This is a genomic window from Stenotrophomonas sp. (genome assembly GCF_032056425.1).
GTDB lineage: Bacteria > Pseudomonadota > Gammaproteobacteria > Xanthomonadales > Xanthomonadaceae > Stenotrophomonas.
The window spans coordinates 1-14,675 of record NZ_DAMBCN010000044.1 but is presented as its reverse complement, the minus strand read 5'-3'; the positions used below and the strand labels follow the sequence as shown (position 1 = coordinate 14,675).

The following is a 14,675-nucleotide window of genomic DNA, read 5'->3' as shown; positions in this document are numbered from 1 at the left end:
TTTTACCCGCTAGTACCTGAAACTAGTGCGTCTACCAATTCCGCCACCTGGGCGTTCCAGAGGCGCAATTGTGAAGATGAATCGGCAGGCTGTCAACGCTTTCGCGCAAAAATTTCACACCCGCGTGCAAACCGGGCCGCTGACCCGCCGTGCACGCCTGCAACGGCTACCATGTAGGGCGATGACTACCAAAAAACCAAGCAAGGGCGGGAGCAAGTCCCGCAGCCAGGCCCCGAAGAAGGGCGCCAAGGCGGGCGCTGCCCGCACCCCCAAGCCGGGCAAGCCGTTGCCGGGCTGGTTCCCGGAATTGAATGAAGGCGGTGCAGCGCCGCGCGGCCGCAAGGGCCGCAGCGCCGATGCCGCCGCACCGGGCCCGGCCCCGGGCCGCAAGCTGCCGCCGGCCGGCAAGGTGATCGATGATCCCTATGCAGCCCGCGAAGCAGAAAAGTACGAACAACCCATTGCCAGCCGCGAGGCGATCCTGGCGCTGCTGGAACGTTGCGAAGGGCCGCAGACCGCCGAAGAGCTGGGCGCGCGCCTGGGCCTGACCGCCGCCGACCGTGCCGAGGCGCTGTCGCGCCGGCTGGGCGCGATGGTGCGCGATGGCCAGCTGGTGCAGAACCGCCGCGGCGGCTTCGCGCCGATCCAGACCCTGAACCTGGTCACCGGCGTGGTGATCGCCAATCCGGAAGGGTTCGGTTTCCTGCGCCCGGTCGAGGGTGGCGATGATCTGTTCCTGCCGCCTTATGAGATGCGCAAGGTCATGCACGGTGACAAGGTGCTGGCGCGGGTGACCGGCATCGATCATCGCGGCCGCCGCGAAGGCAGCATTGCCCGCGTGCTCGAGCGCGGCATGACCCGCCTGATCGGTCGCTTCAGCATTGAAATGGGCATCAATTACGTGGTGCCCGATGACAAGCGCATCCAGCGCAACGTGCAGGTGCCGCCGGACCAGACCGGTGGCGCGCGCGATGGCCAGCTGGTGGTCTGCGAACTGACCCAGGCCCCGGACAGCCGTCGTCCGCCGATCGGCCGCATCATTGCGGTGCTGGGTGACAAGCTGACCGCCTCGCTGGTGGTGGAAACGGCCATCCACGGCCATGAACTGCCGTTCGAGTTCCCGCAGGAGGTGCTGGACGAAGCCGCCTCGGTGCCGCTGGTGGTCGAGCCGGCGATGATCGGCAACCGCGTCGACCTGCGCAGCACGCCGCTGGTCACCATCGATGGCGAGGATGCCAAGGACTTCGACGACGCGGTGTACTGCGAGCCGAACGCCGACGGGTTCCGTCTGGTGGTGGCCATTGCCGATGTGTCCAACTACGTGCGTCCCGGCACGCCGCTGGACGAGGAAGCGCAGAAGCGCGCCACGTCGGTCTATTTCCCCGGCTTCGTGGTGCCGATGCTGCCGGAGACGCTGTCCAACGGCATCTGCTCGCTGATGCCCAAGGTCGACCGCATGTGCTTTGTCTGCGACATGCAGATCGACCGTGACGGCGTGGTCAGCCATTCGCGCTTCTACGAAGCCGTGATGAACTCGCACGCGCGCCTGACCTACACCCAGGTGTGGAAGGCGGTGGGCGAGGACGATGCCGATACCAAGGCCTTCATCGGCGATCTGCTGCCGCAGGTGCAGCGCCTGCACCAGCTGTACAAGGTGCTGGCCAAGGCACGCGCCAAGCGCGGTGCCATCGAATTTGAAAGCAGCGAAGTGCGCTTCGTGCTGGACAACCGCGGCGAAGTGACCCAGGCCGGCATGCTGGTGCGCAACGATGCGCACAAGCTGATCGAAGAATGCATGATTGCCGCCAACGTGGAGGCGGCCAAGTACCTGCTGTCGCGCCACGTACCGGCGCCGTACCGCATCCACGAAAAGCCGCCGGAAACCAAGTACGCCGATCTGCTGGAATTCCTCAAGGAGTTCAAGCTGAGCCTGCCGCCGTGGTCGAAGGTGCGCCCGGGCGACTACACCAAGCTGCTGAAGAAGATCCGCGACCGCCCCGATGCCACCCTGCTGGAATCGGTGCTGCTGCGCAGCCAGAGCCTGGCCATCTACAGCCCGGACAATCACGGTCACTTCGGTCTGGCGCTGGAGGCGTACGCGCACTTCACCTCGCCGATCCGCCGCTACCCCGATCTGCTGGTGCACCGGGCGATCAAGCACGCACTGTCCGGCAAGCCGCTGGACACCTTCACCTACAACGCCCGCGAGATGGCTGCGCTGGCCCTGCAATGTTCCGAACGCGAACGCCGTGCCGACGAGGCCGAGCGCGAAGTGGACGAGCGTTACCGTGCCGCGTGGATGGAGAAGCACGTCGGTGGCCAGTTCGACGGCGTGATCAGCGGCGTGACCAGTTTCGGCCTGTTCGTGGAGCTGGACGATTCCAAGGTGCAGGGGCTGGTCCACGTGACCCAGCTGCCGCAGGACTACTACAAGTTCGACGCGACCCGGAAAACGCTGAGCGGCGAGCGCCGTGGTGCCAGCTACCGGCTGGGCGACCGCGTGCGCATCCTGGTGCTGAAGGCCAGCATGGAAGAACGCAAGATCGACTTCCGCCTGGTCGAGCACAAGGGCGAAGACGAGGGTGACGGCCTGCCGCCGTTGCCGGAGCGCGGCAAGCCGGCCAAGCGCAAGAAAGAGAAATATTGAAGGTAGCGCCGGGCCATGCCCGGCGGCAGGGACAGAGCGTGCCAACCAAAGGTTGGCACCTACAGAGGTTCTCTTCACCCGGTAGGTGCCAACCTTGGTTGGCACGACGTTTCCGAGGAACCCACCATGCAAGGCCATCCCGAGTACAGCGGCGGCTGCCAGTGCGGCGCCATCCGCTTCCAGGTGCGCGGCCAGCTGAGCGACAGCTCGATCTGCCATTGCCGCATGTGCCAGAAAGCCTTCGGTGCGCACTACGCCCCGCTGGTGTCGGTGCGCGGCGCGCAGTTCACCTGGACCCGCGGTCAGCCGCGCCATTTCCAGTCATCCAATGTCGTGCAGCGGGGCTTCTGCGCCGACTGCGGCACGCCGCTGACCTATGAAGCGCCCGATGGCATGGCCGTGGCGGCGGGGGCGTTCGACCAGCCAGAGCGGTTGCCGCCCAGCATCCAGTACGGTGCCGAGCGCAAGCTGCCCTTCATCGATGACCTGGCCCGGCTGCCGGCCCGCCGCACCGAAGACGATGTGGCCGCGCTGGAGTTCCTGGCCACGATCGTGTCCCACCAGCACCCTGACCACGACACCCCGCACTGGCCAGCGCGCAGCCGTTCATCCGAAGGATGAACGGCGGGTAGCGCCGGGCCATGCCCGGCGGGCACGCAGCGCGGCCGCCGCCGATGCTCTACCATAGCCACCCCCTTTCCGGTCCCCGCCCGCATGAGCAAGAACAGCCAGTGGATTGTCGGCGTCAACGCCGTCGCCTCCTCCATCGAGAACGACGCCGACAACGTCCGCGAGGTGCTGGTCGAGGCCGGTGCGAAGAACCCGCGCCTGACCGAAATTGAAGAAAACGCCCGCCGCAAGGGCATCGACGTGCGCAAGGTCAACAGCCAGGCGCTGGACGGCGTGGGCGGTTCGGTGCGCCACCAGGGCGTGGCCGCGCGCTACGCCGCTGCGCGCACCTACAGCGAGAACGAGCTGGAAGGGCTGGTGACCGCCGCCGAGGGCAAGGCCCTGCTGCTGGTGCTGGACGAGGTGCAGGACCCGCACAACCTGGGCGCGTGCCTGCGCTCGGCGGCTGCCTCCGGTGCCACCGCGGTGATCATTCCCAAGGACAAGTCGGCCACGGTGAACGCCACCGTGCGCAAGACCTCGGCCGGCGCCGCCGACCGCATTCCGGTGGTGGCGGTGACCAACCTGTCGCGCTGCCTGAAGGACCTGCAGAAGCAGGGCGTGTGGATCTACGGCTTGGCCGGCGAAGCCACCGCTTCGCTGTACGACCTGGACCTGAAGGGCAACATCGCGCTGGTGCTGGGCGGTGAGGCCGACGGCCTGCGTCGCCTGACCCGCGAGAACTGCGATGGCCTGGTGAAGATTCCGATGCCGGGCGAGATCGAGAGCCTGAACGTCTCGGTTGCCGCCGGCGTCAGCCTGTTCGAGGCCGTGCGCCAGCGCGGTTGAACGGCGGGGTCGGATCCCTTTTCCATGGAAAAGGGCTCTGACCCCTTGGCAGTGTGGGGTCAGAGCCCTCTCTGCGAGAGGGATCCGACCCCGTTACCCCGCGCTGCCGCCCAGCGCCTTGAACAGGGTGACGTCGTTGTTCAGCTGGCTCTGCCGCACGCGGGCCAGCGACAGTTCGGCATCGCGCCGGGTCTGCTGTGCTTCCAGCCAGGTGCGCAGATCGGTGGCGCCCACCCGGTAGCGCACTTCCTGCGCGCGTTCCACTTCCACTGCCTGGTCATACGACGCCTGCGAGGCCTCGACCTGGCGCGCCAGCTGTTCCCGTGCCGACAGTGCGTTGTCCACTTCAGACAGTGCCGTGTACAGCGTCTTGCGGAAGTTGGTGGCGTCGATCTGGTAGGCGGTTCCGGCAATGTCGGTGTCCAGCTGCGCCCGCTGCAGGTTCAGGAACGGCAAGGACAGGCCGGCGCCCAATGTGGCCACCGGATTGCGCAGCACGTCGCCCAGCGAACTGGCGCTGGAACCCACGCTGCCGGTCAGGCTGAGCGCCGGGTAGTACTGGGTGGCGGTGACCTTGATGGTCTTCAGGCTGTTGCGCAGGCGCAGCTCCGCCGCGCGCAGGTCCGGGCGGCGGCCCAGCAGATCGGCGGGCAGGCCCTCGGCAATGGCCGGGCTGCGCGCATCGTCCAGGTTCTGCGGCTCGTCCTGCTGTGGCCACGGCGTGCCGTCCAGCAGCACGGTCAGCGCATTGCGTACTTCCACCCGCTGCTGTTCCAGCGCGCTCTGTGCCGAGCGCTGCGACTGCAGGTTCTGCTCTGCCTGGCGCACTTCCAGCCGTGATACTGCACCGGCGTCGAAGCGCGCCTGCACCAGGTCGCGCGTGCGCTGCAGGCGTTCCAGGTTGGCCTGGCCGCTGGCAATGGACTGGTTCAGATAGGCCAACGCCCAGTACTGGGTGATGGTGTCGCCGATCACCAGCAGGGCGGTGTTCTGTCGGTCTTCCTCGCTGGCCTGGGCTTCCCAGCGGGCGATGTCGCGCTGGGTGCGCAGGCGTCCCCACAGGTCGATTTCCCAGCCCAGCGACACGCCGGTGGAATAGCTGCGGCTCCAGTCGTCGGCCTGGTCGGTGGCGCGGCTGCCGCTGCCACTGACCCCCGACGAGGAGGGCTGTGGCCACAGCGCATTGCTGGCCAGCCCGGCCTGCAGGCGCGCGCGCTTCACCGCCAGCCCCGCGGCGCCCAGGTCACTGTTGGCAGCCAGTGCACGGGCGACCAGGCGGTCCAGGCGTTCATCGCCGAACCCCTGCCACCAGGTGTCCTGGCGGATGTCACGGCTGGGCGTATCCAGGCTGCTGCGCGGGTCGTCGGCGGGCGCGTTGAGGGTCGCGTCGCCGCGGCCCCAGGTGGCCGCCACTTCGGGATCCTGGGTCGGGTAGCGGCCCACCGATGCGCAGCCGGACAGCGCCAGCAGCACGGCGCCGACCAGCAGCAGGCGGGGAGGAGCGGGGAAGGGCAGTCGGGTCATCATCATCTTCATTCGCGGGCCAGTGCCTCCACCGGGTCGAGCTGGGCGGCACTGCGTGCCGGCAGGAAGCCAAAGGCCACGCCGATCAGGGTGGAGCAGGCGAATGCGGCCACGATCGAAGCGGTGGAGAACAGCACTTGGAAATCACTGGAAAAGCGACCGATCAGCGCGCCCAGCAGCAGCGCCAGGCCCACGCCCAGCAGGCCGCCCAGCAGGCAGACCAGCACCGCTTCGATCAGGAACTGCTGGCGGATGTCGCTCTGCCGTGCGCCCACGGCCATGCGCACGCCGATCTCGCGGGTGCGCTCGGTTACCGACACCAGCATGATGTTCATCACCCCGATGCCGCCCACCAGCAGGGCGATGGCGGCGATGGCGCCGATCAGCAGGGTCATGGTGCGGGTGGTCTGTTCGATGGTCTCGCGGATTTCCGCACTGTTGCTCAGGAAGAAATCCTCGGTGCCATGGCGCAGGGTCAGCAGGCGGGTGATCGCTTCCTGCGCCGCATCCATCGGCGTTTCGTCATTCACCCGCACGGTGATGCTGGACACGTGGCTCTGCCCCAGCATGCGCGACATCACCGTGGTGTAGGGCACGAACACGCCCAGGCTGGTGCTGCCGCCGAAGCCGAAACTCTGCTTCTTGGCCACGCCCACCACGCGCACCGGCACGTTGCCGAGCAGGATCACCTGGCCGACCGGGTCGCTGTCGGGGAAGAACTGGGTTTTGGTGTTTTCGTCGATCACCGCTTCCTGCGCCAGGCCCTTCACCGCGTCGGTGTCGAAGAAGCTGCCACTGAGCAGGGTGATGCCCTTCACCCGGAAATACTGGTCGCCCACGCCGCTGATCTGTGCGGTGGCCGACTGGTTGCGGTAGCGGGCGGTGACCGAGGTGGACACGCTGGGCGTGGCGCTGTCCACGTAGCTCTGGGTGGCCAGGGCGTCGGCGTCGGTGGCCTTCAGGGTCTGCACCCGCGCCGACCGCATGTCACCAAACCCGCGACCGGGATAGACGTCGATGGTGTTGGTGCCCAGCGCACTGATGTTCTGCAGGATCTGCTGCTGCGAACCGTTGCCCAGGGCCACGACCGAAACCACCGAGGCGATGCCGATGATGATGCCGAGCATGGTCAGGAAGGTGCGCAGGCGGTGTGCATTCATGGCCAGCAGGGCCATGCGGAACGCTTCGGTGAAGCGGTCACGCGCCGCGCGCCAGCTGCTGCCGTGGGCCACGCCGACGCTGGCTTCACGCTGCGCACGCTGGCTGGGCGCCTTCGGGTTGGCGCGGTCGGCAATGATTTCGCCGTCACGGATCTCGATGATGCGCTGGGCGTGTTCGGCCACGCTCATGTCGTGGGTGACGATGATGATGGTGTGGCCTTCGGCATGCAGCTCGCCGAGGATGGTCATCACCTCTTCGCCGGATTTCGTGTCCAGGGCGCCGGTGGGCTCGTCGGCCAGGATCACCTCGCCGCCGTTCATCAGGGCGCGGGCAATCGACACGCGCTGCTGCTGGCCGCCGGACAACTGGCCGGGCTTGTGGTGCATGCGGTCACCCAGCCCCAGCCGCTGCAACAGCTGCTCGGCGCGGGCGTTGCGCACCGGGGCCGGGCTGCCAGCGTACACGGCCGGCACTTCCACGTTGCCGCGCGCGTCCAGGTCGCCCAGCAGGTGGTAGCGCTGGAAAATGAAACCGAAATGTTCGCGGCGCAGTTCGGCCAGCGCGTCCGGTTCCATGTTGCCGGTTTCGCGGCCGGCCACCTGGTAACTGCCACGGGTGGGGCGGTCCAGGCAGCCCAGGATGTTCATCAGGGTGGATTTGCCCGAACCGGACTGGCCGACGATGGCGACCATTTCGCCGGCATGGATATCCAGGTTGACATCGCGCAGCACGGCGATGGTTTCGTCGCCGGCGGGAAATTCGCGACGCAGGTCCCGCAGGCGCAGCAGGGGGGCGCCCGGGTTCATCGGCGCGGCCCCATGCCGCCCGGCGGGCCCATGCGCATGCTGCCGCTGCGGTTGTTGTTGCCACTGCTGGACGCTGCAGCGCTGGCTTCCCCCACCACCACGCGCTCGCCTTCTTCCAGGCCGGACAGGATCTGCGCGCTGGCGCCGTTGCTGATGCCCACCTTCACCTTGCGCGGCTGCGGCTGGCCATTCCCGCCCACCACGCGCACCATGCGCTGGCCGTCGCGCGTCTTCGGGCCCAGCGCCACCGCCGGTACCAGCAGCGCGCCCTTGGCCTGGTTCAACAGCACCGACACCTGTGCGGTCATGTCGATGCGCAGGGTGCCGTCTGGATTTTCCACGTCGAACAGCGCGTTGTAGTACACCGCGCTGCTGGAGCTGGAACTGGACGAGCTGCTGGAGCTGGACGAGCTTTCATTGGCGATGGACGACGGCGCCGGATTGATCTGCCGCAGCGTGGCGTGGTACTTGCGGTCCGGGTCGCCCAGGGTGGTGAAGTACACCGGCATGCCGGCCTTGATCTTCACCACGTCGGCCTCGGATACCTCGGCATTCACCGTGACCACGTCCAGCCGCGCCAGCATCACGATGGTCGGTGCGGTCTGGTTGGCGTTCACCGTGCGGCCTTCCTCGGCCACTACGGCCACCACGGTGCCGTCCATCGGGGCGGTGATGCGGGTGTAAGCCAGGTTGGCGCGGGCGGTGCCCAGTTCGGTTTCGCGGCCCTTGATCTGCGCTTCATAGGATTGCAGCTGCGCACGGGCGGTCTTCAGCGCGGCTTCGGCCGCATCGTATTCCTGGCGCGAGGTGGCTTCGGCGGCCAGCATCTGCCGTTGCCGGGCGAAGTCCAGTTCGGCCTGGCGCAGGGTGGCCTGCTGCACGGCGCGCTGGGCAATCACCTGGTCCAGCGACGCCTGCGCGTTGAGCACCTGGTTCTGCTGGGTGGTGGCGTCGATCTCGGCGATCAGGTCACCTTCCTTGACCGTGTCGCCCAGCTGCACCTTCAGCGACTTGATCTGGCCGGAGGCCTGCGCGCCCACGCTGACCAGCTTGTAGGCATCGATCACGCCGGTGGCTTCCACCGTCTGTTCGATATCGCCGCGGCTGACCGCGGTGGTGGCCAGGGCCGGGGCGACGGGCTTGCGCAGCAGCCACCAGGCCGCCACGGCAACAACCAGGACAAGCGTGGCGATCAGCATCAGGCGACCTCGTCGGGTCGCGGGCAACAGGCGGGAGATCACGTCAGGGGCTTCACTGTGGGGGCCGCAGCGCGGCGTTGGCAGGCATTGTGAAGAGCGGGCAAGGCCGCGCTCAATCCTCGGGGTGTGTCTGTATGTAACACTGTCGGGTAGCGCGCGTAACCACAGGTATCCCGCCCCGGCGCCGATACAGTGCTACGCAATGGCCAGGATGCGGTTCAGCTCCCGACAGGGGAAAATCGCCACATGGAGACCGAAACCCCGATGCATCGACTGCTGATCGTCGACGACGACAACGACATCCGTACCCTGCTGGCCGAGCAGCTGGGCCGGGCAGGTTACCTGGTCAGCACGGCCGCCGACGGTGCCAGCATGCGCCAGCTGCTGGAGCGCGAGCACGTGGATCTGATCGTGCTCGATCTGAATCTGCCGCGCGAAGATGGGCTGACCCTGTGCCGCGACCTGCGTGCGCGTTCCAACACGCCGGTGATCATGCTGACGGCCCGCGCCGAACCGATCGACCGCGTGCTGGGCCTGGAAATGGGCGCCGACGATTACCTGGCCAAGCCGTTCGAGCCGCGCGAGCTGCTGGCGCGCATCCGCAATGTGCTGCGCCGGACTGAAGCGTTGCCGGCCAACCTGGAACCGCTGGCGGTGCGCCGCGCGCGCTTCTCGCGCTGGGTGTTCGACCTGGAGCATCGCCACCTGGTGGACCCCGACGGCCGGGTGGTGGTGCTGTCCGGCGCCGAGTTCCGCCTGCTGCGTGTGTTCATTGCCCATGCCAACAAGGTGCTGTCGCGCGAACAGCTGGTGGCGCTGAGCAGTGGCCGCAACTATGAAGCACAGGACCGCGCGATCGACCTGCAGGTCAGCCGGCTGCGCAACAAGCTGGCCGACGATGGTGGTCCGGACGGCCTGATCAAGACCGTGCGCAACGAAGGCTACGTGCTGGCCTCATCGGTGCAGATGGAATAACCACGATGCAGCGCCTGCGCCATTTCCTGTCCTCGATGGTGGGACGGTTGTTCGTGATCCTGCTGGTGGGCATGGCGGTAGCGGCGATCGGTGCCACCATGCTGGCCTCGTCCAAGCGCCAGCAGGAGTTCGAACGGCAGAACCTCAACCGCGTGGCCGACCGCCTGCAGGGGTACGTCAACATGCTTGACGGCAACCCCGAGCTGCGTGAGCGCCTGCTGCAAGCCGGCGGGCCGAGCGTGCGCTCGTTGCCACCGGATGCGCGGCTGGGGCGGCCGGACACCGCGCTGATGCAGGTGCTGGACGACCGTGCCGGACCGGTGGCACGGGCGCATGTGCATTTCACCTCGTTCCGCTCGTGCATTCCCCGGCTGCAGGAATTCCTGCCACCACCGCCGCCGGACGGCCACCGCCGGCCCCCGCGCGAACGCGATCCCTCGTTCATCCCGCCCAAGTGCCGGGCGGTGGATGTCACCCTCAGTGATGGCACACTGCTGAAGCTGGCGCTGGATTCGCCGGCGGTCGCGCACAACGGCATCCTGGCGGTCGATCCGCTGTTCCTGACCCTGCTGGTGCTGGCCATTGGCGTGCTGGCGTACATCGTTGCGCGCATGTCCAGCAAGCCGCTGCAGGACATGGCGTCGGCCGCCGAAGAGCTGGGCGACGATCTGCAGCGTGCGCCGCTGCCGCTGCGCGGCCCGCGCGAGGTGCAACGGGCGGCCGAGGCCTTCAATGCCATGCAGCAGCGCCTGCAGCGGCATCTGGCCGAGCGTACGCAGATGCTGGCAGCCATCACCCACGACCTGCAGACGCCGCTGACCCGGCTGCGCCTGCGCCTGGAAAACGTAAGCGATGAGGCCCTGCGGGAACGCCTGATCGGTGACCTGGCGGCGATGCAGGCGCTGGTGCGCGAGGGCCTGGAACTGGCGCGCAGCGCCGAGAGTTCCGAGCAGCGTGCGGCGCTGGATCTGGATTCGCTGCTGGAAAGCATTGTCGAGGACACCGCCGAGGGCGGCGCGGATGTGGCCTTCGAAGGCCGCAGCGGCGCGGTGCTGATGCTGCGCCCGCTGGCCATGCACCGCCTGTTCTCCAACCTGGTGGACAACGCGGTGATGTACGCGCACCGGGTGCGGGTGCGGGTGGAGCGCGCCCAGGACGGCATTACCGTGGTGGTGGCCGACGATGGCCCCGGCCTGTCGGAAGACCAGCTGGAAGCGGTGTTCGACCCGTTCGTGCGGGTGGAGACGTCGCGTTCACGGGAAACGGGGGGCGCCGGACTGGGTCTGACCATCGCCCGTGCCCTGGCCGAAAAGGATGGCGCCCGTCTGTGGCTGCGCAACCGCCCCGCCGGCGGGTTGGAAGCGGTGGTGCACTGGCCGGCCAGCGCCCAGGTCCGCCAGTAGATCCAGGCCATGCGCGGATGACATTGCGCGCGGGGTCAGATCCGTTTTCCGCAGGAAAACGGATCTGGACCCCGCGCTGGCGTCCCGCGCCGGGGCTGCGGTGACGCCGAGGGGGGTGTTTGCCCTATCATTCGCGTCACCTTCCCAGCGTTTGACCGATGAGCCAGCCTGTCCGTGCCGGCGTGCGGCCCCGTGCCGCCCGGCTGTCCCCGTCCCCGCCTGTTGCCCTGCCGGGCAACTGCACCCGGCCATTGCCCCTGCGGTAATGGGTGGCACGGGGGCTGGCAGGCGCCTGGCGGGGCGCCACCCGGGAACCTGGATCGGGCCGCTGCTGCGGTCGTTACTGCTGTGCCTGTTGCTGGCCGCCGCGCCGCCGCTGGCCGCCGCGCCGCCGCTGGCGGCCGCAACCGAAGGCGCGCCGCCGCTGCGTGACTACGCCATCGACGTCTGGACCTCGCGCAATGGGCTGCCGCACAACTCGCTGCGCGACATCGCCCAGACCCCGGAAGGCCACCTGTGGTTCGCTACCTGGGAAGGCCTGGTGCGCTACAACGGGCTGGATTTCACCGTATTCGACCGCAGTACCCGGCCGGGGCTGCCCGACAACGGCATTGGCGCGCTCTACGTCGACCGTCAGGGCGGCCTGTGGATCAGCGATTCGCGCGGCAATGTCAACTACCGGGGCAGCGATGGCCGCTGGCGGGTCTGGGAACACGGTGCGAACAGTCCGCAGGTGCTGATCCAGGCCATGCAGATGGACAGCCAGGGCCGCCTGTGGCTGCTGTACGAGGGCAAGGGCCTGGGCTATCTGACCGCAGACGGCGGCATGGTGTTCGAGACCCCGCCGCCGGGGCTGCCCGTGGCCATGAGCTTCACCAAACTGGTGGTGGACGCCCAGGACCGGGTCTGGATCGGCACGCTTGACGGCCTGCTGCTGCGCGACACCGATGGCGAGATGAAGCGCGCGCCGCCCGGGTGGGGTGTCGGCAGCGGCCTGTCCTGGCCGTACCGTGCACCGGATGGCGCGTTGTGGATCGTGGCTGGTGAGCGCCTGTACCGGGTGGAGGATGACCGGCTGGTGCTGGTGCACCGCCTGCCGGGGCAGCTGCACATGACGGCCATGCTGCAGGACCGCCATGGTGATCTCTGGCTGGGTACCGAAAACCAGGGCCTGCTGCGCATTTCCGCGCACGGCATCGAGCGCCTGCCGGCCGGACTGAACCTGCCGGGCGGGAGGGTGGTCAGCCTGCGCGAGGATGCGGAAGGCAGCATCTGGGTGGGTGCCAATGGGGGGCTGTACCGGCTGCGCGAGACCTTGTTCAGCAGCTTCACCGAACGTGATGGGCTCAGCGGCGACTACGTGCGCACGGTGTTCGAGGACCGTGACCGCCAACTGTGGGTCGGTAGCGCCAGCGGCCTGGACATGCAGACGGCAGACGGGAGGTTCCGCGCCATCGCGCTGCACAACCGGGGCGGCAAGGCGCCGTCGGTCCTCAGCCTGGCGCAGGGCCCCGACGGCGATCTGTGGGTAGGCACCTTCGGCGACGGCGTGTACCGGCTGGATGCGCAGGGGCAGCTGCGGCACAACTACGATGTCGCTGACGGCATGCCGGGGGGCAACATCCGCGCGATCAGCGTAGGGGCCGATGGCGTGGTGTGGGCGGGCACGCAGAAGGGCGTGGTCTCCATCGAAGGCAACCGTGTGCAGGTGTCACGCGTGCCGGGCATGCCCGGCGGTCTGATCACGGCGCTCGAACGCGATCACCAGGGCAATCTGTGGATCGGCACCATTGAAGGCATCCACGTGCTGCGTGGCGGCAAGGTGCAGCACATCGACCTGACCGCGCTGGGCGGCGGCCGCAGTGTGTTCGGTTTCCGCCAGATCGGCGATGCGATGTGGATCAGCAGCGACCGTGGCCTGTATCGCTGGCAGGGCGGACGGCTGTCGCGGGTAGGCCTGGAACAGGGCATGCCGGTGGATACGGTATTCCAGCTGGTGCCCGACCGGCTGGGCAATGTCTGGGTCAGCAGCAACCGTGGCGTGCTGCGTACCGACATGGCCACGTTGAACGCAGTGGCCGATGGTCGTGCGCCGCGGGTGTCGGTGGAGCGCTACAACGAGATCGACGGCATGGCCAACGCACAGGCCAACGGCAGTTCCGGCCCGTCGGCGATCCTGCGCCAGGACGGCACGTTCTGGGTGGTCACGGCCGGCGGCCTGAGCACGGTCGACCCGCAGCGCCTGCAGCGCTTCCGCGAGCGCCCGGCGCCGCCGGCGGCGATCGAGAGCGTGCAGGTGGATGGCGCGCCGGTGCACTGGGAAGGGACCGGGCAGAATTCGATTCCGGGTGGGCGCCGGCTGGCGGTCAGTTTCGTTGGCTTGAGCTACCTGATGTCCGACCGCATCCGTTACCGCACCCGGCTGGAAGGGCTGGACCATGGGTGGGTGGAACGCGGTGGCCAGCGCAGCGTGGAATTCATTGGCCTGCCGCCGGGGGATTACACGCTGCATGTTTCGGCCGCGCACCCGGGTGGGGCCTGGGGCCAGCAGGAAGCCGTGTGGAACTTCAGTGTGCAGCCGTTCTGGTGGCAGCGGCACAGCGTGCAGGCGCTGATCGGACTGCTGCTGATCGCCGGGCTGGTGGCGCTGTACCGGTTCCTGTTGCAGCGCTACCGCACCAGCAACCTGCGCCTGGCCCGACGCGTGGATGAAGCCACGTTCGACCTGCAGGCACAGACGGTGCACCTGCAGGCGCTGAACCAGGAAAAGACCGAGCTGGCCGAGCGCCTGGCGCGGCAGGCCGAAGCATTCGAACGGCAGGCACGCGAGGATGCGCTGACCGGCCTGGCCAACCGCCGTGGTTTCGATGAAACCCTGGCGCGGGACTTCGCCCGTGCGCAGCGCAGCGGCCACCCGATGTGCCTGGTCGTGCTGGACATCGACCACTTCAAGGATGTGAATGACACCTACAGCCACAGCATTGGCGACCTGGTGCTGAAGGAAGTGGCCGAAGTGATCGGCGCAGCCTGCCGCGATTCGGATCTTCCCGCACGTACCGGTGGTGAGGAGTTCGCGCTGCTGCTCAACGACACGCGCCTGGAAGAAGCCGCGCAGGTCTGCGCGCGCCTGCGAGGGCTGTTCCATGACCATCCGGACTGGGCCGGGGTGAAGGGCCTGCGGGTGACCTTCAGTGCCGGACTGGTGGAACTGGCCAATGACGACCGCACCCCGGCGCTGCTGTACCAGCGCGCCGACCGTGCGCTGTACCGCGCCAAGAGCGACGGCCGCGACCGCACCAGCATCGGTTGATGGCCATCCACGCATGGCGTGGATCTACTGCACTTTGCTTTTCTGATCTTTCCGTGGCGCCCAGCCCTCTGTCGAAGGCCGGGCTGGATGGGTTCGCGGGGGTATCCGCGCCATGGATGGCGCGGCTAAGCCCCCAGGGTGAAGTGACCCCCGGGAGTTGGACACCTGATCCGACCCCGAGGGTTATATGAA

General features: G+C 67.9%; 9 protein-coding genes. 6 read left to right on the top strand and 3 right to left on the bottom strand.

Annotation, left to right across the window (positions count from 1 at the left end; all coding sequences use genetic code 11):
* Positions 1–181: 181 nt before the first annotated feature.
* The 3 genes from rnr (at position 182) to rlmB (ending at position 4,105) form a co-directional block, all read left to right on the top strand.
* Entirely contained in the window at positions 182–2,647 is a 2,466-nt protein-coding gene (gene rnr, locus RTY46_RS18745; RefSeq protein WP_312710274.1) for a ribonuclease R, read from the top strand.
* A gap of 126 nt (positions 2,648–2,773) precedes the next feature.
* Entirely contained in the window at positions 2,774–3,268 is a 495-nt protein-coding gene (locus RTY46_RS18740; RefSeq protein WP_312710273.1) for a GFA family protein, read from the top strand.
* Between the two features lie 93 nt (positions 3,269–3,361).
* A complete protein-coding gene (rlmB, locus tag RTY46_RS18735; protein WP_107230358.1) occupies positions 3,362–4,105 on the top strand; it encodes a 23S rRNA (guanosine(2251)-2'-O)-methyltransferase RlmB in 744 nt (247 codons plus the stop codon).
* Between the two features lie 93 nt (positions 4,106–4,198).
* Here the strand turns inward: rlmB and RTY46_RS18730 are convergent, their stop codons facing one another.
* Genes RTY46_RS18730 through RTY46_RS18720 form a run of 3 tightly spaced genes read right to left on the bottom strand, consistent with a single transcriptional unit; the run spans position 4,199 to position 8,837 of the window.
* Positions 4,199–5,641 carry an efflux transporter outer membrane subunit gene (locus RTY46_RS18730; protein WP_312710272.1) on the bottom strand — a complete coding sequence of 481 codons (1,443 nt, stop codon included), beginning with the start codon at positions 5,639–5,641 and terminating at the stop codon, positions 4,199–4,201.
* Positions 5,638–7,596, bottom strand: coding sequence for a MacB family efflux pump subunit (locus RTY46_RS18725; RefSeq protein ID WP_312710271.1), 1,959 nt, complete (start codon positions 7,594–7,596; stop codon positions 5,638–5,640). The genes RTY46_RS18730 and RTY46_RS18725 overlap by 4 nt, the downstream gene beginning before the upstream one ends.
* A complete protein-coding gene (locus RTY46_RS18720) occupies positions 7,593–8,837 on the bottom strand; it encodes an efflux RND transporter periplasmic adaptor subunit (RefSeq protein ID WP_312710270.1) in 1,245 nt (414 codons plus the stop codon). The genes RTY46_RS18725 and RTY46_RS18720 overlap by 4 nt, the downstream gene beginning before the upstream one ends.
* Positions 8,838–9,041: 204 nt before the next feature.
* Between RTY46_RS18720 and RTY46_RS18715 the strand changes: the two genes are divergently transcribed.
* The 3 genes from RTY46_RS18715 (at position 9,042) to RTY46_RS18705 (ending at position 14,483) form a co-directional block, all read left to right on the top strand.
* Positions 9,042–9,770, top strand: a complete 729-nt coding sequence (locus RTY46_RS18715) for a response regulator (RefSeq protein ID WP_312710269.1) — start codon at positions 9,042–9,044, stop codon at positions 9,768–9,770.
* 5 nt (positions 9,771–9,775) lie between these two features.
* A complete protein-coding gene (locus tag RTY46_RS18710) occupies positions 9,776–11,173 on the top strand; it encodes an ATP-binding protein (protein WP_312710268.1) in 1,398 nt (465 codons plus the stop codon).
* A gap of 265 nt (positions 11,174–11,438) precedes the next feature.
* Entirely contained in the window at positions 11,439–14,483 is a 3,045-nt protein-coding gene (locus tag RTY46_RS18705) for a two-component regulator propeller domain-containing protein (RefSeq protein ID WP_312710267.1), read from the top strand.
* Positions 14,484–14,675 lie beyond the last annotated feature (192 nt).

What these genes read in the sequence shown, in the direction of transcription:
- RTY46_RS18710 (WP_312710268.1), top strand. Translation starts at nt 9,776, where the DNA reads ATGCAGCGCCTGCGCCATTTCCTGTCCTCGATGGTGGGACGGTTGTTC.
- RTY46_RS18725 (WP_312710271.1), bottom strand. Translation starts at nt 7,596, where the DNA reads ATGAACCCGGGCGCCCCCCTGCTGCGCCTGCGGGACCTGCGTCGCGAA.
- rnr (WP_312710274.1), top strand. Translation starts at nt 182, where the DNA reads ATGACTACCAAAAAACCAAGCAAGGGCGGGAGCAAGTCCCGCAGCCAG.
- RTY46_RS18740 (WP_312710273.1), top strand. Translation starts at nt 2,774, where the DNA reads ATGCAAGGCCATCCCGAGTACAGCGGCGGCTGCCAGTGCGGCGCCATC.
- RTY46_RS18715 (WP_312710269.1), top strand. Translation starts at nt 9,042, where the DNA reads ATGGAGACCGAAACCCCGATGCATCGACTGCTGATCGTCGACGACGAC.
- RTY46_RS18730 (WP_312710272.1), bottom strand. Translation starts at nt 5,641, where the DNA reads ATGAAGATGATGATGACCCGACTGCCCTTCCCCGCTCCTCCCCGCCTG.
- rlmB (WP_107230358.1), top strand. Translation starts at nt 3,362, where the DNA reads ATGAGCAAGAACAGCCAGTGGATTGTCGGCGTCAACGCCGTCGCCTCC.
- RTY46_RS18705 (WP_312710267.1), top strand. Translation starts at nt 11,439, where the DNA reads ATGGGTGGCACGGGGGCTGGCAGGCGCCTGGCGGGGCGCCACCCGGGA.